This is a genomic window from Caldimonas manganoxidans ATCC BAA-369 (genome assembly GCF_000381125.1).
Taxonomy (GTDB): Bacteria; Pseudomonadota; Gammaproteobacteria; order Burkholderiales; family Burkholderiaceae_C; genus Caldimonas; species Caldimonas manganoxidans.
Window position 1 is genome coordinate 23,407 of sequence record NZ_KB905953.1, and the last position, 17,072, is coordinate 40,478.

General features: G+C 67.6%; 16 protein-coding genes and 2 pseudogenes. 12 read left to right on the top strand and 6 right to left on the bottom strand.

Going from position 1 to position 17,072, the window contains the following annotated elements; genetic code table 11:
- Positions 1 to 41: 41 nt before the first annotated feature.
- Entirely contained in the window at positions 42 to 1,148 is a 1,107-nt protein-coding gene (locus F615_RS0112725) for a phospholipase A (RefSeq protein WP_026330295.1), read from the bottom strand.
- Positions 1,149 to 1,310: 162 nt separating this feature from the next.
- Here F615_RS0112725 and F615_RS0112730 point away from each other — a divergent pair, with 162 nt between their 5' ends.
- The 3 genes from F615_RS0112730 (at position 1,311) to F615_RS0112740 (ending at position 3,111) form a co-directional block, all read left to right on the top strand.
- Positions 1,311 to 1,862: a cytochrome b gene (locus tag F615_RS0112730; protein ID WP_033371455.1), complete on the top strand. Its 552-nt coding sequence runs from the start codon at positions 1,311 to 1,313 to the stop codon at positions 1,860 to 1,862.
- Positions 1,863 to 1,891: 29 nt separating this feature from the next.
- Entirely contained in the window at positions 1,892 to 2,458 is a 567-nt protein-coding gene (locus tag F615_RS0112735; RefSeq protein WP_019561575.1) for a YceI family protein, read from the top strand.
- A 71-nt stretch (positions 2,459 to 2,529) separates the two neighbouring features.
- Positions 2,530 to 3,111: a YceI family protein gene (locus F615_RS0112740; protein ID WP_026330297.1), complete on the top strand. Its 582-nt coding sequence runs from the start codon at positions 2,530 to 2,532 to the stop codon at positions 3,109 to 3,111.
- Between the two features lie 160 nt (positions 3,112 to 3,271).
- Here F615_RS0112740 and F615_RS0112745 read toward each other — a convergent pair whose 3' ends face one another.
- Positions 3,272 to 3,601: a winged helix-turn-helix domain-containing protein gene (locus F615_RS0112745; RefSeq protein ID WP_232301028.1), complete on the bottom strand. Its 330-nt coding sequence runs from the start codon at positions 3,599 to 3,601 to the stop codon at positions 3,272 to 3,274.
- Positions 3,602 to 3,709: 108 nt separating this feature from the next.
- Between F615_RS0112745 and modA the strand changes: the two genes are divergently transcribed.
- Genes modA through F615_RS0112760 form a run of 3 tightly spaced genes read left to right on the top strand, consistent with a single transcriptional unit; the run spans position 3,710 to position 6,324 of the window.
- A complete protein-coding gene (gene modA / locus F615_RS0112750; RefSeq protein ID WP_245558362.1) occupies positions 3,710 to 4,534 on the top strand; it encodes a molybdate ABC transporter substrate-binding protein in 825 nt (274 codons plus the stop codon).
- 6 nt (positions 4,535 to 4,540) lie between these two features.
- On the top strand, positions 4,541 to 5,206 hold the full coding sequence (gene modB / locus F615_RS0112755; RefSeq protein WP_019561579.1) for a molybdate ABC transporter permease subunit: 666 nt from the start codon (positions 4,541 to 4,543) through the stop codon (positions 5,204 to 5,206).
- Complete coding sequence (locus F615_RS0112760) at positions 5,203 to 6,324, top strand: ABC transporter ATP-binding protein (RefSeq protein WP_019561580.1); 1,122 nt, start codon at positions 5,203 to 5,205, stop codon at positions 6,322 to 6,324. Before modB ends, F615_RS0112760 begins: the two co-directional genes overlap by 4 nt.
- A gap of 47 nt (positions 6,325 to 6,371) precedes the next feature.
- On the opposite strand, the gene F615_RS0112765 is transcribed toward F615_RS0112760, so the two are convergent.
- The 3 genes and pseudogenes from F615_RS0112765 to F615_RS0112775 all read right to left on the bottom strand — a co-directional run bounded on the left by F615_RS0112765 (position 6,372) and on the right by F615_RS0112775 (position 9,494).
- Positions 6,372 to 7,124 carry a YoaK family protein gene (locus tag F615_RS0112765; RefSeq protein ID WP_026330299.1) on the bottom strand — a complete coding sequence of 251 codons (753 nt, stop codon included), beginning with the start codon at positions 7,122 to 7,124 and terminating at the stop codon, positions 6,372 to 6,374.
- Positions 7,125 to 7,194: 70 nt separating this feature from the next.
- A pseudogene (locus F615_RS20740) lies at positions 7,195 to 7,818 on the bottom strand (phosphatase PAP2 family protein); the annotation flags it as partial.
- A complete protein-coding gene (locus tag F615_RS0112775; RefSeq protein WP_019561583.1) occupies positions 7,815 to 9,494 on the bottom strand; it encodes a phosphoethanolamine transferase in 1,680 nt (559 codons plus the stop codon). The gene F615_RS0112775 and the pseudogene F615_RS20740, both read right to left, overlap by 4 nt.
- 106 nt (positions 9,495 to 9,600) lie before the next feature.
- Here F615_RS0112775 and F615_RS0112780 point away from each other — a divergent pair, with 106 nt between their 5' ends.
- The 6 genes from F615_RS0112780 to F615_RS0112810 all read left to right on the top strand — a co-directional run bounded on the left by F615_RS0112780 (position 9,601) and on the right by F615_RS0112810 (position 16,787).
- Positions 9,601 to 10,269 carry a winged helix-turn-helix domain-containing protein gene (locus F615_RS0112780; RefSeq protein ID WP_019561584.1) on the top strand — a complete coding sequence of 223 codons (669 nt, stop codon included), beginning with the start codon at positions 9,601 to 9,603 and terminating at the stop codon, positions 10,267 to 10,269.
- Entirely contained in the window at positions 10,266 to 11,552 is a 1,287-nt protein-coding gene (locus F615_RS0112785) for a sensor histidine kinase (protein ID WP_019561585.1), read from the top strand. The genes F615_RS0112780 and F615_RS0112785 overlap by 4 nt, the downstream gene beginning before the upstream one ends.
- Before the next feature lie 6 nt (positions 11,553 to 11,558).
- Positions 11,559 to 12,605 carry an ExeA family protein gene (locus tag F615_RS18555; protein WP_019561586.1) on the top strand — a complete coding sequence of 349 codons (1,047 nt, stop codon included), beginning with the start codon at positions 11,559 to 11,561 and terminating at the stop codon, positions 12,603 to 12,605.
- Positions 12,606 to 12,625: 20 nt separating this feature from the next.
- The gene (locus F615_RS0112795) at positions 12,626 to 13,456 is read left to right on the top strand and encodes a general secretion pathway protein GspB (RefSeq protein ID WP_019561587.1); all 831 of its coding nucleotides are present in this window, start codon (positions 12,626 to 12,628) and stop codon (positions 13,454 to 13,456) included.
- Positions 13,457 to 13,613: 157 nt separating this feature from the next.
- Positions 13,614 to 14,048: a CreA family protein gene (locus tag F615_RS0112800; RefSeq protein WP_245558363.1), complete on the top strand. Its 435-nt coding sequence runs from the start codon at positions 13,614 to 13,616 to the stop codon at positions 14,046 to 14,048.
- A gap of 858 nt (positions 14,049 to 14,906) precedes the next feature.
- The gene (locus F615_RS0112810) at positions 14,907 to 16,787 is read left to right on the top strand and encodes a subtype B tannase (RefSeq protein WP_019561589.1); all 1,881 of its coding nucleotides are present in this window, start codon (positions 14,907 to 14,909) and stop codon (positions 16,785 to 16,787) included.
- A 136-nt stretch (positions 16,788 to 16,923) separates the two neighbouring features.
- Here F615_RS0112810 and F615_RS19950 read toward each other — a convergent pair.
- Positions 16,924 to 17,072, bottom strand: a pseudogene (locus tag F615_RS19950) (IS5/IS1182 family transposase); the annotation flags it as partial.

Sequence of the window (17,072 nt, forward strand, 5' to 3'; positions counted from 1 at the left end):
CGGGCTTTGGACACCCCCCGCAGCGCCTCGCAGCGCGGGGCTCAAAACTCGAACAAGGTCAAACCGATCCCCAGGCTGGTCTGGCGTACGTTGTAATCCAGCAAGGTCTCGCCATACCCATGGAACAGCTGCACATACCAGCGCAAGCCCCTTGGATGGGAGGGGTCCACCGGATAGGTCCAGTCCAATTGCAAGGCGCCGCGGTCGATGTCGCGCAGCGTGCTGCGGTACAGCAGCGAGGCCGTCGCCCGGCCAGGCACCCAGGTCAGCGCGAAATCGGCGCGGCCTCGGTAATGGGTGAGGTCGGGGTTGTCATCGTCCGAGGCCGGCTCGGGCAGACGCCGCAACAGGCGCGCCAAAAAGCCGACCTCGCCCCGCTCGAAGCCCGCCCCGAGGTACACCCGGTTCCAAGAACGGGACAGCGGCTCGGCCTGTCCGTTGGACTGGTGCGACAGACCCAGCTGCGCCATGCGCCATTGCCAGCCCCAGGGCAGCCGGCGCAGCACCTCCGGCACCGGCGCCACATAGATCAGCTCGGGTTCATAGTCGGTGCTGCGGAAGGGAGCCGATTCGCGCGGGTTCCACACCTGCCATAGCGACTGCTGCGTGTAGCCGAACCACAAGTCGCCCTCGGGCAGCAGCAGTCCTTCGAACAGCTTGGTGCGGATCGACAGTTGCAACTTCGCCCCCAGATGCTTGTAGTCCGGCAGGTTGCCGGGGCTGGGGCGAGTGGGACTGCTGGGATCTTGGTTGACCCGGCTGGTGTGATGCACCGGCAGCAGGAAATTGGGGCGGTAGGTCTGGAAGCGGAAAGTGCCTCGCTTGTCGGCCCGCTCGAGCTCCCAGAAACGGGACCACAGCCCCGTCGGGCTCGAGGTCGGCGCAGGCTCGGCCTCGGCGCCGCCGGCCGCCGAGGGCCCGCCCGCCCACGCCGCCGAAGTGCTCTGCTGCGCCGAGGCCGGTCGCGCGGCCAAGCGGTCATAGCAGGCCAGGCGCTCCCGGTCCGCGGCCACGGCGGCACAGGCGGCCAGCGCCGACGGCAAGGTCTCGGGCGCGACCCAGGGCGCATCGGCCACGGCACGGGTCATGCCCAGCCAGGCCAGCGCAGCGCAGGCACCACGCCATTTCATCGACATGGAGCGTTTCATGGGGATCGATTGTCGCTGGGCGCGGCCGATTCCGCCGCCTTGGGGACACGATTCGTTTCAAAGCCTTCGAACATTGCCATCAAGCGCGGTGAACCTCTGCGCCCCAGCGCTGTCTATGCTTTTCGGCTGCTTTCGGCCTTGCCCTTGCCTGCCACGATCACCATGCCTGCCGCCTCAGACCGTTACACCTCCACCGCCATCGTGTTGCACTGGCTGCTGGCCCTGGGGCTGCTGGGGATGTTGGCCTTGGGCATGTACATGACCGAGCTGCCGATGTCGCCGGCTCGGCTCAAGCTTTACAACTGGCACAAATGGGCCGGCATCGTCATCCTCGCCCTGTCGATCTGGCGTCTGTCGTGGCGCTGGACGCACCGCCCGCCGGCCCTGCCGCCCCACGTGCTGCAACACATGCCCACGTGGCAGCGCATCGCGCACCAAGGCACCCATGGGGCGCTGTATTGGCTGTTTTTCGCCGTGCCGCTGGTCGGCTGGGCCTACAGCTCGGCCGCCGGCTTTCCCGTGGTGCTCTTTGGCTGGCTGCCCCTGCCGGACTTCGTGCCGGCCGACCGGGCCTTGGCCGAGGCCCTCAAACCCTGGCATGGCCTCCTGGCATATGCCCTGGCCGCCTTGATCGTGTTGCACGTGCTGGGTGCGCTCAAGCACCAGTTCATCGACCGCGACGGCCTGCTGCGGCGCATGTGGTGGGGCCGTTGACCTGTTTTTTTCATGACCGCAGCCTTCCTATGCTCAAACTCCTGACCGCGCCGCTGCTGGCCGCCTCGCTGTTGATGGCCGGGCCGGCCTTCGCGCAACAAAAACTTCTGCCGGCGCAAAGCGAAATCGTCTTCACCAGCCGCCAGCTCGGCGTGCCGGTCGAAGGTCGATTCAAGCGCTTCAACGCGCAACTGAGCTTCGACCCCAAGAAACCCGAAGCCGGACGCATCGATTTCACCGTCGATCTGACCAGCGCCAGCTTGGGCGCGGCCGAAGTCGAGGCCGAGCTGGTCAAGCCCGAGTGGTTCCATACCGCCCGCTTCCCGCAGGCGCGCTTCGTCTCGCGCAGCATCAAAGCCCTGGGCGGCGGACGCTTCGAAGTCAGCGGCCAGCTCAGCCTCAAAGGCACGGCCCGCGACCTGGTCGTGCCCGTGGCCCTGAGCCAGACCGGCGGCACCACCACCGCCAGCGGGCAGTTCACGCTGCAGCGCCTGGCCTTCAAGATCGGCGACGGCGAATGGGCCGACACTTCGATGGTGGCCAATGAGGTGCAAGTGCGCTTCAAACTGGCCTTGACCGGCGTGCCGGCGCTTTGAGGGCCGCCGTCTGTGCCCGGCCGCTGTTCTCGACCGTCGTCCCCCCTTTTTTCTCACCGCAAGGAGCATGCATGCCTAAGACTTTGTACACCACGGCCGTGGCCGCCGCCATCGGCGCTGCGTCCTGGGCCGCGTCGGCCCAAAGCGCCACCTATGTCATCGACCCGACCCACACCTTCGTGACATTCGAAGTCGATCACCTGGGCATCAGCACCAACCGGGGCCGCTTCGACAAGAAAGAAGGCACGGTGCAGTTCGACCGCGCGGGCAAGACCGGCAAAGTGGAGCTGACGATCGACACCGCCTCGATCAACACCGGCACGGCGCAGTTCAACCGCCATCTGCAAAGCAAGGACTTTTTCAATTCGGCCGAACACCCCAGCGCCAAATTCGTTGCCGATCAGTTCCGCTTCGACGGCGACAAAGTCTCCGAAGTCGCCGGCACGCTCACCTTGCTGGGACAAACCCATCCGGTGGTGCTCAAGGCCAAGCGCTTCAATTGCACGCAGCACCCCATGCTCAAGCGCGAGGTCTGCGGCGGAGACTTCGAAACCACCATCCAGCGCAGCCGCTGGGGCATGGACTATGGACTGAAGATGGGCATGGCTGACGACGTGAAACTGCTCATCCAGGTCGAAGCCATCAAACAGTGAGCCAGTGCCGTGGGCCGGGCCGTCGACGGAACAGCCTGCGCGGCACGGCCCACACGTCCGCCACCCGACCCAACAGGCCCGCCCACGACTGGGTGACGAACACCCCCAGGCGGGGGTCTCCGATAGAGCCACACCTGGTGACGCTCCGGGCCCTCACGGCTCATGACCCGGCCTCGGGACGAATCAGTGCCACCAGCTCCGGCAAGCGCGCCAGCATGGCGCGCTGCGCGTCTGCTTCGATACGCCGGTACAGCTCAAGCACCTTGCGCCCGGTGGCGCTGAGCTGCGCGCCCCCGCCCGCCGCGCCCCCGCGCTGGGTGAGCACCAAGGGCTCGACGAAGTCTCGATTCATCGCTTGCACCAGCGACCACACCCGCTGGTAGCTCATGCCCAGCCGCCGCCCGGCTTCGGCCAAAGAGCCGGTCTCGTCGATGCACTGGAGCACATCGGCCTTGCCCGGGCCGATGGCCACGGCATGTTTGATCTGCACGCGAAACCGCGTCTGGGCATGGGCCCTCGCAGGAACAGGAGACAGGCGCTGGGCAGGCATGGGAGGGGCTGGGGCGACTTTCATCGTTATACTCCACGAACGATATCGATGGACATAGATATCGAGGTGGTGTGCAAGACGGCGTCCCGGGGGGTTGCGATGTTGCGACGGTTCATTGGCATTGGGCTGGCCTGCTTGGTCTGGGCCTCTGCCTCGGTGGGGGCTCAGACGCCGCCCACCGTGGCCGCGGCCTCGGACCTGAAGTTCGCTTTGGAGGAAGTGGCCGCTCAGTTCCGACGCGACACCGGGCATGAACTGCGCCTGGTGTTCGGCTCCTCGGGCCACTTCTATGCGCAGATTTTGCAGGGCGCGCCGTTTCAGATGTTCATGTCGGCCGATGAGGACTTCGTCTTCAAACTCGCCGACGCGGACAAGACCCGTGACCGCGGACGCCTGTACGCGCTGGGCCGCATCGGCATCCTGGTGCCGCAGGGCTCGCCCTTGAAAGCCGACGGCCAACTGCGCGATGTGGCCGCGGCCCTGCGCGACGGCCGCCTCCAGCGCTTTGCGATCGCCAACCCCGAGCATGCCCCCTATGGGGCCCGCGCCAAAGAAGCCTTGCAGCATGCCGGCCTGTGGTCGGCCCTGCAGCCGCACCTCGTGTATGGGGAGAACATTTCCCAAGCGGCCCAGTTCGTCACCTCGGGCGCGGCCCAAGCGGGCATCGTGGCGCTGTCGCTGGCCCGGGCTCCTTCGGTGGCTCGGCGGGGCCAGTTCGAGCTGATTCCCGAGTCCTGGCACCAGCCCTTGCGTCAGCGCATGGTCTTGATGAAAGACGCACCGCCAGCGCTCGAGGCGTTCTACGACTACCTGATCCGCCCACCCGCCCAGGCGATCATGAGTCGCTACGGCTTCGAGCTCCCCAAAGAGTGACGCGCCATGGACTGGCAGGCACTGGTCCTGTCGCTGAAGCTGGCCGCCGCCACGCTGGCCGTGCTGTTGCCGCTGGGCTTGATCTTGGGGCGCTGGTTGGCTCGCACTCGCATGGCGGGCAAAGCATGGATCGAAGCCGTGGTGGTGCTGCCCCTGGTGCTGCCGCCCACGGTGCTGGGCTACTACCTGCTGGTGGGGCTGGGCGGGGCCTCGCCGCTGGGGCGATGGTTGGCCGACCACTTCGACATCCGCCTGACGTTCAATTTCACCGGCTTGCTCCTGGCCTCGGTGATATTCAACATCCCCTTCATGGTGCAGCCCGTGCAACGCGCCTTCGAGGCGATCCCGCGCAATCTGGCCGAGGCCGCCGCGGTCAGTGGCCTGTCGGGTTGGCAAACCTTTTGGCGCATCGAGCTGCCACTGGCATGGCCGGGCGTGCTGTCGGCCATGGTGCTGACCTTCGTGCACACGCTGGGCGAGTTTGGCGTGGTGCTGATGGTCGGCGGCAGCATCCCCGGTGAGACCAAGACCATCGCCATCGCGATCTACGACCGGGTGCAGGCGTTCGACCTGCAAGCCGCCGACCGCATGGCGCTGGTGCTGCTGCTGTTTTCGCTCGGCGCGGTGGCCGCGTCCTTCTTCGCATCGGCCCGGTTGTGGGTGAAGCGATGAACACGGCCCTGTTCGTCGAGATCGAGCAGACGCACCCCATGCCGCTGCAGGGCCGCTTTGGCTGTGCAGCCGGTGAGCTGACTGCGCTGGTGGGCCCCTCCGGGGCCGGCAAAACCTCGATGCTGCGCATCTTGGCCGGCCTGATGCGGCCCGCGCGGGGCCGCGTCCAAGTGGGCGAGGAGGTCTGGTGCGACACGGCCGCCGGCGTGCACCGCCGCCCGCAGGAACGGCACGTGGGCCTGGTGTTCCAACACTATGCACTGATGCCGCACCTCAGTGCGCAGGACAACGTGGCCTTGTCGATGCTGCATCTGCCGCGCGCGCAGCGCAACGCCCGCGCGCGTCAATGGCTCGAGCACATGCGCCTGGATGCGGCGCTGCATGGGCGCCGGCCGGCCGAACTGTCCGGGGGGCAGCAGCAACGTGTGGCGCTGGCCCGCGCGCTGGCGCGCGAGCCCAAGCTGCTGCTGCTGGATGAACCGTTCTCGGCCGTGGATCAGATGAATCGCCAAGGTCTGTACGCCTTGTTGGCCGATCTGCGGCGCGAACTGGCCATCCCCATCGTGCTGGTCACGCACGACTTGCACGAAGCCCGACTCTTGGCCGATCAGCTCGTCGTGATGGATGCCGGGCGGGTGCTTCAGCAAGGCAGCCCGGCCGACATCCATCGGGCCCCGCGCAATGCGCGCGTGGCCGATCTGGTGGGGCTGCAAAACCGATTCGAAGGCGTGTGGCTGGGCCCGGCGGATCAGCCCGGGCAGGCATGGCTGTGCTGGCAGGCGCCAGGCGCCGCCCCCGGCGAGGGCCTGCGCCTGCGCGTGCGGGACAAAGGCAAGATCGCCGCGGGCCAAGCCGTGCATTGGGTCATCAGCAGCGAAGGCTTGCACCTGCTGGACGCCGATGAGGCGGTCGACGGCTGGCGCGTCACGGTGCGTGAAGCCCGCCACCTCGGAGAGATCAGCCTGGTGGGGTGTGAACTGGCCGAGCTGCCTGGCGTGAGGCTCAAGCTCACCGTGTCCGGCCCGCGGCGGTTGGGGCTGCACCCAGGCACGTCGCTGGGCCTGCGGCTCGACCCGGAGCTGGTGCACGTGATGCCTTGGCGCCCACGCCCTGCTTGAGCCTCAGCCAGCCCACCGTCGGATCCGTGCGCCCATCCGTGCGCCCATCAGCGCGCCAGCATCCGACGCACATCGTCCAGCACCGGAACGACCGCCAGCGCCGCCAGCAACACGGCCAACGGCACGGCCGCAACAAAGCCGAACGATTTGAATGCAGCCGCACCAACGATGCCTCCGCTCAGAAAACAGCCCAGCACCTGCGCATGCAGGCGCAAGCGGTCGCGATTGGCGCGGACGACATACTGCGCATTGGCCCGCGGATCGCGGTTCCAATAAAACAAGCGCCCCAGCTCGATGCCCAAGTCGGTGAGGATGCCGGTCATGTGCGTCGTGCGAATCTCGGCCCGAGAGATCTTGGTGATGAGCGCGTTTTGCAAGCCCATCACGAAACACAGCAACAGCACCGTGGCCGGAACGATCAGGTCCGCCCGCCAGGCCAGATGAGCCCCCAGCAGCCCGAACACCAACAACAACACGGCCTCCAGCAACAGGCTCAAGGCGTATTCGCTGTGCATCTGTCGCCGTCGGGCCCAATGGACGAAACCGGCGGTCGTGGCCGCGCCAGCCACGAAAGCCCCGACCGAGGCCGCCCCACCCAAGGCCAGTGCCATCTGACCCAACACCAAATCATCGGCGATCGCCGAGACGATGCCGGTCATGTGCGAGGTGTATCGATGCACGGCCAAAAAGCCACCGGCATTGATGGCGCCAGCGACGAAGGCCAGGATCCGTCCGAGCTTCCTGTTGCTGCCAGGGCTGCGCTGCGGCGCCAGCAAGCGACGTAAGGTGGGTACAGGCATCCAAAGATTGTGCATCACGGATCACGGCCGGCGCCCGCGCCAGCCTGCGAGGCGCCAGCATGGCGCTGCAGGCCCAGCACAGCCACGCGGTCCACAGATGGTGGCTCACGAAGTGCGCCCCGCGCAGGGTTTGTCCCAGCGACAGCAAGACACCGGCGCTCACCACCGCCAGCGCCCAGCGCATGGCCATGCGGCGGTCGTGCGCCGCCCACATCCACACCCCGGGCAAGAAGGCAAATGCGGCGGTCGCATGTCCGGCCGGAAAGCAATGTCCTGGGCCGCCATCGCCTTGGGCCGGCCACCACGACAACCAATGCGACACATAGCGTGCCGCGCCGCCGAAATCATGCATGTCCCAGGGACAGCTGGCCAGGCTGAGCCGCTTGATCGCCGGCACCAGCAACAGCAAGCCCAGGCTCAGCACCCAAGCCCGCCAGCGCTCACGCCGTGACGGCCTGCCCTCGGTCTGCGGCCCCATGGCCCAGGCGGCCCACAGCACCAGGGCCACGCCGGACAGCGCCCGCCCGCCTTCGTGCAACACGGTCTCGGTCAGCCAATGGTGGCGCCACGGGAACCCCGCCGCGCCGCCCAGTCGGTGGGCCACCCACAGATCGCCGCCGAGCGCCTCCCAAGCCAGGATCAGCAGCGCAGCGGCCAGCAGCGCCGGCCCTTGTGAAGCTTGCCGCGGAGTCATGGCGCCGGCCGCTGCGCTGCGGCCGGCGGCCGGCGGCAGCCCGCGATCAAATCCCAGGCCGGCTCGTACAGCGCCGTGCTCACCCCCGCAAGCGCCAAGACGGTGTGAAACACGTGGTCGTGCGCGGCGCCTTGCAGGGCGCGCTGGCGCAAGCAGCCCTCATCCAGGGACAAGCCCGCCGCATAGCCCGGCGAGAACCACATCACCATCGGCACGCGGGTTTGCTCGGCCGGGGCGATGGCATAGGGCAGGCCGTGCAAATACAGCTGCGCCTCGCCCAAGGATTCGCCATGGTCGGAGACATAGAGCATGGCGCTGTCCACCTGCGCGGCATGGGCCTTCAAGGTATCGATCAGGCGGCTGAGCACATGGTCGGTGTAAAGCAAGGCATTGTCATAGGCATTGACGATGGCCTCGCGTGAGCAGCGCTGCAACTCATCTTCCCGGCATTCCGGTTGGAAGCGAGCAAACGCTGACGGATAGCGCCGGAAGTACGACGGGCCATGATTGCCCAGCATGTGCAGCACCAGCACCTGATCGTCTTGCAAACGCTTCAGCCGGTCGTCCAGCCCGGTGAGCAGGCCTTCGTCCCAGCAGGTGCCGTCGTGGCACAGCTGCGGCGGGGCCAGCTGCGCCACGGTCGTGTAGGGCAGCCCCTCGCACACGCCTTTGCAGCCGGTTTGGTTGTCGATCCACTGCACCGCCCAGCCCGCCCGGGCCAGCACGTGCAACAGCGACTCACTGCGGCGGATGCGGTCTTCGTCATAATCGCGCCGCCCCACCGGCGCAAACAAACACGGCACCGACACCTCGGTGTTGGTGCCGCAGCTTTGCACCGGCGCCACATTGATCACCCCACGCTCGGCCAGGCCGGGGGTGGTCTGACGGGCATAACCATTCAATCCCCAATTGGCCGCGCGCGCCGTCTCGCCCACCACCAGGACCACCACCCGCGGTCGGCGCGGGCCCGGCGGCAGGATGCGTTGTGCATCCAGCCCGAGGGGCGTGCGCGGGCCGGTCGCTTGCCTGGCATCGCCCGTCAACGCTTTCGCGACGGACCACAGCGGGGCGGCCGGCAGCAACCAATAACGCAGTTCTTTGTGGTTGCGCATCAGCGAAGCCAAGGGCTGGAACGTGGCCATCACCACGGCGATCAAAACCACGCTGGCCCCCAGCACGGTGGCCGCCCGCCACGCCAACGCCTGCGGCCAGGAGCGGCGCGACAACGGCCACAGCATCACCACCGCGCTTGGCGGGCCCGCGTGCACCAGCACATGCCAGAACAAGCCTGCCCCCAACAGCTCGCGCGCTTCGGCCGGCTGCGTGTGCAGCACATTGCGCAGCATCGAGGGGTCGAGGAAAACGCCGTAATGATCGACGTAATAGCTCGACACCGCCGCCACCAGCGTGAGTGCGACGGCCACCGGGCGAAACGCCCGCCCGGGCGCAAGCACCGACAACACCACCACGTTCAACGCCAGCACGGCAAGCATCCAGGCGGCCAGCACGCCCCATGAAGCGCTGCCCAGATGTTCACGCACCGCGCCAAAGAACCGGTGGTGCTCCATCAGCAGCCACCACAGGCTCAAGCCGACGATCAGCACTTCCGCAGGACAGGGGCGCAGCACCGCACGGCCGGCACGAACGGCCGGCCGAAGACGAAAAGACACAAACATGCCGCGATTGCAAGCGTTCACCCTGAAGCCAAACTGAAGCCCCGGCGCAGCCGTGCTAGCGTACGGTCTGCAACCCCGTGTGGGGGACTTGACTGCGCTTCCTGCGATGCGACTGCTCCTGATCGAAGACGACCGCTTGCTCGGCGGCGGCTTGCGCGACTACCTTGGCGCACTGGGCCATGCGGTGGATTGGGTCACCGAGGTGGCGCAGGCCGAGGTGCTGGCCAGCGAGCCCTATGACGCCTGGTTGATCGACTGGCAGCTGCCCGACGGCTCGGGGCTGGACTGGCTGCGCCGGCGGCGCCGGCAAGGCGACGCGACCGCCGCGCTGGTGCTGACGGCGCGCGACCGCGTGCACGAACGCATCGAAGGGCTGGACAGCGGCGCCGATGACTATCTGGTCAAGCCCTTCGACCCGGAGGAGCTGCTGGCCCGCCTGCGCGCGGTACAGCGCCGTGCGCAGGGCGGGGCCGGCCAGCCGCTGCGCTGGGGTACGCTGCGCATCGACCTCGGCCGCCGGCAAGTCCGCCGCGACGAGCAGCCGGTGGAGCTCACCGCACGCGAATGGGCGGTGCTCGAAGCCTTGATCCTGCGCGCCGGTCGGCTGGTGCCCAAGGCCGAGCTGGAGGCCCTGGTCTTCGCGCGCGAAGCCGAGGTGCACAGCAACGCGCTGGAGGTCCATGTCTCACACCTGCGGCGCAAGCTCGGCCCCGGCCTGATCGACACCGTGCGCGGGCTGGGCTACCGCTTGCGCCCCAGCGAGGCCGCCGAATGAAGCCCCCGCCTTCGATCGTGCGTCGGCTGGCCCGCACGGTGCTGGCACTGTCGCTGGCCTGGGCGGTGCTGGCCTCGGCGGCGGTGTGGCTGGCGCTGCGGCATGAAGTCGACGAGCTGTTGGACGACACCCTGGTGGCGTCGGCCGAGGTGCTGGCCGGGTTGCTGACCCAGACGCCACAGCCGCCCGGCCTGCACCGCGACACTGGCCCAGGCCGCTACGCATGGCAATGGGTGGGTCTGGACGGCCAGCTGCGCGCCCGATCCACGGCCGCCCCGTCGCAGCCTTGGCTGACCACCGCCCAAGCGGGATTCGCCACCACGCCAGCGGCCGCAGCAGCCTGGCGGCTGTATGGCCGCGCCTTGCCCGATGGCAGCATGTTGTATGTGGGAAAAACCCGTGCCGAACGGTTGGAAGCACTCACCGACGTGGCCCTGAGCGTGAGCGCCAGCGCCTTGGGCGTGGGCGCGGTGTTCGTGCTGTGGATGCGCCGACGGGTACGGCGCGAGTTGCGCCCTTTGACCGAGTGGTCCGAACGCATCGCCCGTCACGACCCCTTGAAACATCCGCCTTTGCCCGAGGCCGATCGACTCGAACTCCAACCCCTGCGCGACGCCGTGGCCAGCCTCGGGGACGGACTGCGCCGCCGGCTCGGACAGGAACGCGCCGTGGCCGCCCAGGTGGCCCATGCGCTGCGCACCCCGCTGGCCGGACTGGACGCCCAGCTGGCCGCCGCGCAGGTGGCCTCGCCCGCTGAGCATTCGGCTGCGCTGCGGCGCGCGCGCGAGGCCTCGCGCCGCTTGCGCCGTGTGGTGGCGGCGGTCATCACGTTGTTTCGCAGCGGCGCCGAGCCCACCCGCCGCATGGTCGATGTGAACGCCATGCTGCAGGACCTGCCGATCGACGGCCTGCTCGTGCATGCCGCCCCCGATCTGCGACTGCATGCCGACCCCGACTTGCTGGCTGCCGCCTTGTCGAATTTGCTCGACAATGCCAGCCGCCATGGTGCGTCCCAACTGTGGCTGGAACACGCGGAGGGCCCCGAGCCGCCACGCAATGGGCTGCGTCTGCGCGACGACGGCCCCGGCCTGCCCGAGGCGCGGCGACGCGCGATCCAGCAAGCCCTGGATGAACAAGCCTACGAGGGCCAGGTGGGCTTGGGGCTGATGCTGGCCGACCTGGTGGCCCGCGCGCACGGCGGACGGGTGACCTTGGAGCCGGTGGACCGAGGCTTTGCCGTGCGGCTGGACTTGGGGCCGGCTGCGGCCGCCCGCTATCCTTGAGCCATCATGTACGCGCAATTCTTCGGCCTGGCGCAAGCGCCGTTTTCCATCGCGCCCGACCCGCGCTATCTCTACATGAGCGAGCGCCATCGCGAAGCGCTGGCCCACCTGCTGTATGGCGTGCGCGCCGGCGGGGGCTTCGTCTTGCTCACCGGCGAGATCGGTGCGGGCAAGACCACCGTGTGCCGCTGCTTCCTCGAACGCATCCCCAAGCGCTGCAATGTCGCTTATGTGTTCAACCCCAAACTCACGGTCGAGGAGCTGCTGCGCACGGTGTGCGAGGAATTCCAGGTGCCCATCGAACACCTCGGCCCCGGACAGGCCACGGTGAAAGACTACGTCGATGCGCTCAATGCCTTCTTGCTGCGCATGCACTCGGTGGGACGCAACAACGTGCTCATCATCGACGAAGCCCAGAACCTCTCGGCCGACGTGCTGGAGCAGCTGCGGCTGCTGACCAACCTGGAAACCCACGAGCGCAAACTGTTGCAGATCATCCTGATCGGCCAGCCCGAGCTGCGCCGCATGCTGCGCCGGCCCGAGCTCGAACAGCTCGCCCAGCGCGTGATCGCGCGCTACCACCTGCAAGCCCTCGACGAGAAAGACACGGTCGCCTACGTGCGCCACCGCATGGGCGTGGCCGGCCTGAGCACCCCCTTGCCCTTCGACCGTGGCGCGCTCCAACGCATCCATCGGCTCTCGCGCGGGGTGCCACGCCGCATCAACCTGCTGTGCGACCGGGCCCTGTTGGGTGCCTACGCCTGCGGCCAGCCCCGCGTGGACGCGCGCATCGTCGAGCGTGCCGCCCGCGAAGTCTTCGACGAGGAAGACGGCGGCCTCGCCGGAGGCGGCCGCTGGTGGCCGCGCTGGCACCGCAGCCCGGCGCTGCGACCCCTGGCGGCCGCGCTGGCCACCGGCTTGGGCCTGGCCGGCCTGGGCTATGCCGCCTGGACGCTGAGCCGGCCCGAGCCCACGGCCCCCACCCATTCGCCCGCCGCCGCGCCCCGCACGGCGCCGCCCCACCTGGCGCCTGCGGCGTCCGCCGATCCCTGAACCCTTTCAAGCCGCTGCCCATGTCGTACATCCTCGAAGCCCTGCGACGCGCCGAGGCCGAGCGCAAACGCGGTGCCGTGCCCGGGCTGGACAGCCAGCACCGGATCGACCCCGAACCCGCGATGCCAAGCCACCGCTCACCAGCACCGCTGTGGTGGGCCATGGGTCTGCTGCTGGGCCTGGCGCTGCCGGGACTGGCTTATTGGTGGGGCCGCCAAACGCCGGTGGACACCCCACCTGCCGCGCAGCAACACCCCCCACGGCCACCCGCCCTCCCGACCCCGGCAGCGCAAGAGCCGCCCCTTGCAGCGCCCATCGCACAAGCGCCCGCCTCAGCACCGCAGAGCCCGCCTGCACCCACGGCCGTGCCGCCCAGCCCCGCACCAGCCGCGCCGGCCACCTCGCCAACCCCCACGCCGCGGCCGCTGCGCCCGGCGCCTCAGGCCGCAGCGCCTGCGGCACCACGGCCGCCCAGCGAACCACGGCCGCCCGCCCCCGCCGCCGCCTTGCAGCCCGAGCCTGCGGCGCCGCCGGCCGCACTTCACACGGCGCAGCCCCCCCTGGCGCCGCAGCAGCCCGCACCGCCTGCGGCCGCAGCGGCCCAGCGGCCCGCCCCATCGGCCCCGGCCCCGCGCCTGCAGGAGCTGCCCGAGACCGTGCGCAGCGCCCTGCCCCCGCTGAGCTTGGGCGGCTTGATCTACGCCACCACCCCGTCCGAGCGCATCGTCATCGTCAACGGCCAACCCTACCGGGAAGGCGACTCGGTGGGCCCCGAGCTGGTGGTCGAGCACATCCAGCCGCGCGCGGCCGTGCTGCGCTGGCGACAGCAGCGCTTCCAACTCACCTATTGATCGACTGACGCATCCCACGGCATGCGCACGGCTTCGCCCCGTTGGCCCTGGTGGGGCTGCTGGCGCTGCCGCTTCGGCCTCGCCACCCCAGGAGTACGCCCCCATGATGAACCCCACCGTCCCTTGCGCCCTCCTCCTCGCCGCTGCGGTGAGCAGCATGCCAAGCCAGGCAGAGCTCCTCGGAGAAGTCGATACCGCCTTCCAATGGCTGGGCCCGGACCACAAGATCGTCGTCGAAGCCTATGACGACCCCAAGGTCTTGGGCGTCACTTGCTACGTCTCGCGCGCCCGCACCGGCGGCCTCAAGGGCGCGCTCGGTCTGGCCGAAGACCGCTCCGAAGCCTCCATCGCGTGCCGCCAAGTCGGCCCCGTGACCTTCAAGCAGCCGCTGCCGCTGCAAGAAGACGTGTTCACCGAACGCATGTCCCTGCTCTTCAAACGCCTGCACGTGGTGCGCATGGTGGACGTGAAGCGCCACACCCTCGTCTACCTCACCTACTCCGACCGCGTCATCGAAGGCTCGCCACAAAACAGCGTGACCGCAGTGACCATCGACCGAGCAACCCCGATTCCGGTGCGAGAACGTCGATGAGGCCTCGCGCCTTGGGCAACGTGGCAGCCGATGACGCACAGCCCCCACACATGGGCATGGCCTACGTCGGAGACAGCCTCGACACTCATGCGGCGTTTTCGCCCCTGGCTCGTTGCGTCATCCGCTTGCACAGCTCACGACGCCGTTTTGTGAGCCGCTCCACTCCATCGAGACATCGAGAATTTGGGACAGGCTGATCAAGCTGCCGTAAGACAGCGACGTAGGCCGTTCGGGCATCCGGCAGCACTGTTTTGTTGGTCATGGCGGTTCCAGTGGACCCGTTGCAGGCCGCCTGACCCAGCATTGCGATGCAGGCGCGGTTGGCGTTCTTGGCCAGACCGTGGTAGCACACCTTGACGCCCCCACACAGCCGACCAGCGCATGAAACGGGGGCTCGACGCGTGCGCCGATGCGGCTCTTCGGTTGCGGTTGCGCGGTTCGTTCTTGGTCGAGCGGGGCGCGGCGAAGACGGTGACGTCCACGATCATGCCTGCGCTCAAGCGCCGCCCTCGTTCCAGCAGGAGCCGGCCCACCTCGGCGCAGATGGCCGCCCCAGGCGGTGGCGATCAGCTTTGCACGCTCATCACGAACAGACACGACGGCGCTCCGAATCATCGCCCCCCCTGGGAAACCCTGATGGCGCGAGGTTATCGCCCCCTCTGACGAGCAATCTTCTTCACAGGGGTCGGGCCGCGTACAGTGCGCAGCCATTTCCAGAAGTCGTCAGAAGCAGCTCACTTCGCAATGAAAAGAACGTCCACCTTCGAATTGGATGCCACGCCTGAACGTGAACGCGTCGACCCAGGCAGCAACACCGGCCTCGATTGATCCGACTCACCCACAAAAAAGGAGACAACCATGCAACAACCCATTCAACGCCAAGCACTGGCGACTGTCATCGCCACCCTGTCTGCTACCACCCTACTGACGGCCTGCGGAGGCGGCACGAGCAACGCCGCTTCAACGCCTGCCCCCGAAATCGTCGGCCCAGGTGTATACGACAGCCAGTTGGTCTTTGACCCGACGAAGTACACGACGATCACCATCACCCTCGACGGCGTAGCCACGCCGGTGCGCTGGTACCGCGAGGTCTGCTACGTTGGCAAGCCCATGGCGCTGGCGCCAAATCAACGTGGCTCCAATGTCGACAACCAGACCTGCGGCTACCAAAATATGAACATCTTCGTTCGAGAAGCTGATGCCGCAAGGCAGGACAACGCCATTCTGCTCAACGTCAATAACGGCGGCTGGTTCGCCAGCTACCAGGGCGGCCTCAACGGTTGGAACGGTACCGACCCCATCACCACGACCAACTACCGCGGCGCCGACGTCGTGGACGGTAGAAGCTACGTCAGCACCAGCGACACCGACAAGGTCGGCGCGGCGCTTGCCCGTGGCATGGTCTACATCAACATCGCCTCGCGCAGCCGTGGTGCCACCGCGCCGGCGGGCGTCTACAGTGACGGAATCTACCAAGGCAAGGCGCCCGCGGCCATCGTCGACGCCAAAGCGGCCGTGCGCTACCTCCGCCTGAATGACAGCGTGATGTTCGGCAACGCCGAACGCATCATCGTCAACGGCACTAGCGGCGGTGGTGCTCAGGCCGTTCAGCTCGGCGCCAGCGGAGACCACGTCGACTACCTGCCCTACCTGCAGGCCGTCGGCGCTGCCGGCATTGATGCCAACGGCAAGAGTTCGATCAGCGATAGCGTGTTCGCCGTGGTGGCTTACTGCCCTATCCAGGACCTGGGCAACGCCGACCTCGCCTATGAATGGATGTTCAACGTGCTCGGCACCCGCGCCGCCGTCTCTGCCGACCAAAAGGCCGGACTGATCGTCGACACTGCGGGCAACGAATTGGTGCGTGCCTCCAACAATGACCCTGTCGGCAGTCTGACGTTGATGAACCGGTTCGTTACCTACCAGGCGAGCCTGGGCCTGAAGACCGACACCGGCGCCGCCCTCACCACCGACAACCTGCTCGCCGCGTTGCAAGATGAGTTCAAGAAGTCGGCCAGTGCCCACGTCCTGGCTGGTAAGTCTTTCGTGGCCTTCGGCGCCACCGGTACCACGTCGGCCAACGGTGTGGCCGGAGGCAGCGGCGTGCTGAGCTACGTCAACGACTTCATCGACGTAGATGCCTCAGGCAATGTCAAATACTTCAACATGGCCAATTACCTGAAGTACGTGGCCAAGCAATCGCGCCTGAAAGCCGTCCCGGCCTTCGATCAGGTGGGGCAGACCCTCGCGCTGTCCTCTACCGCCACTGCAGATACCACCCACGCCGGAGCCACCATCTACGCCAACTATAGCGGTGGCGAGTCCAACCTGTTCGGCACCGCCGCGCAGGTGTACGCAAATTTCACCGAGTACGGCTGGAACAACAACAACGGTGGCGACGCGATCAACGCCCCGCAGGCCGACGTGGGCCTTCTCAACACCGGCTACACCTGGGCAGGCACCCCGCAGCGCGACTACCTGCTCAACCAGATCAAGCTGATCAACGCCCTACCGTATATCGGAAAGACCGATGGCATCGCCAGGCACTGGCGCATCCGCAACGGCGCACGCGATCGCGACACTTCATTCACCGTGGCTTACAACATCAGCCAAGCCCTGAAAGCCGACAGCAAAGTTCGTACCGTCGACTTCGCGCTGCAGTGGGACACCGGCCATGCTGGCAACTATGACGTGCAAAGCGCCTTCAGCTGGATTGATCAACGACTGGCAGGTAATTAAGGAAACGCTGATCAAGCCCCGCGCCGCGGCGAGATTGTCCTGCGCGGGGCGAAACGGAGCGTTTTTGGCGCGTTCTACGGCCTCGAGGGCCTTACTGGCGGGCCCTTCGGCGCCCGCCCGGGCCATGATGGGCCCATTACGGGCGCACCAATGCCGGCACGCGCCGTGCGGCCATGTACAGGTTGACCATCGCCAGCGCCGTGAAGGCGCGGTTGGCGTTCTTGGCCAGGCCTCGGTAGCGCACCTTGGCAAAGCCCCACAGGCGCTTGAGCACATGAAACGGGT

Coding starts and splice junctions, on each gene's coding strand:
- F615_RS0112810 (WP_019561589.1), top strand. CDS start 14,907: ATGCAACAACCCATTCAACGCCAAGCACTGGCGACTGTCATCGCCACC.
- F615_RS0112775 (WP_019561583.1), bottom strand. CDS start 9,494: ATGTTTGTGTCTTTTCGTCTTCGGCCGGCCGTTCGTGCCGGCCGTGCG.
- F615_RS18555 (WP_019561586.1), top strand. CDS start 11,559: ATGTACGCGCAATTCTTCGGCCTGGCGCAAGCGCCGTTTTCCATCGCG.
- F615_RS0112760 (WP_019561580.1), top strand. CDS start 5,203: ATGAACACGGCCCTGTTCGTCGAGATCGAGCAGACGCACCCCATGCCG.
- F615_RS0112780 (WP_019561584.1), top strand. CDS start 9,601: ATGCGACTGCTCCTGATCGAAGACGACCGCTTGCTCGGCGGCGGCTTG.
- F615_RS0112735 (WP_019561575.1), top strand. CDS start 1,892: ATGCTCAAACTCCTGACCGCGCCGCTGCTGGCCGCCTCGCTGTTGATG.
- F615_RS0112730 (WP_033371455.1), top strand. CDS start 1,311: ATGCCTGCCGCCTCAGACCGTTACACCTCCACCGCCATCGTGTTGCAC.
- F615_RS0112800 (WP_245558363.1), top strand. CDS start 13,614: ATGCCAAGCCAGGCAGAGCTCCTCGGAGAAGTCGATACCGCCTTCCAA.
- F615_RS0112785 (WP_019561585.1), top strand. CDS start 10,266: ATGAAGCCCCCGCCTTCGATCGTGCGTCGGCTGGCCCGCACGGTGCTG.
- F615_RS0112740 (WP_026330297.1), top strand. CDS start 2,530: ATGCCTAAGACTTTGTACACCACGGCCGTGGCCGCCGCCATCGGCGCT.
- modB (WP_019561579.1), top strand. CDS start 4,541: ATGGACTGGCAGGCACTGGTCCTGTCGCTGAAGCTGGCCGCCGCCACG.
- F615_RS0112795 (WP_019561587.1), top strand. CDS start 12,626: ATGTCGTACATCCTCGAAGCCCTGCGACGCGCCGAGGCCGAGCGCAAA.
- modA (WP_245558362.1), top strand. CDS start 3,710: ATGGACATAGATATCGAGGTGGTGTGCAAGACGGCGTCCCGGGGGGTT.
- F615_RS0112765 (WP_026330299.1), bottom strand. CDS start 7,124: ATGCCTGTACCCACCTTACGTCGCTTGCTGGCGCCGCAGCGCAGCCCT.
- F615_RS0112725 (WP_026330295.1), bottom strand. CDS start 1,148: ATGAAACGCTCCATGTCGATGAAATGGCGTGGTGCCTGCGCTGCGCTG.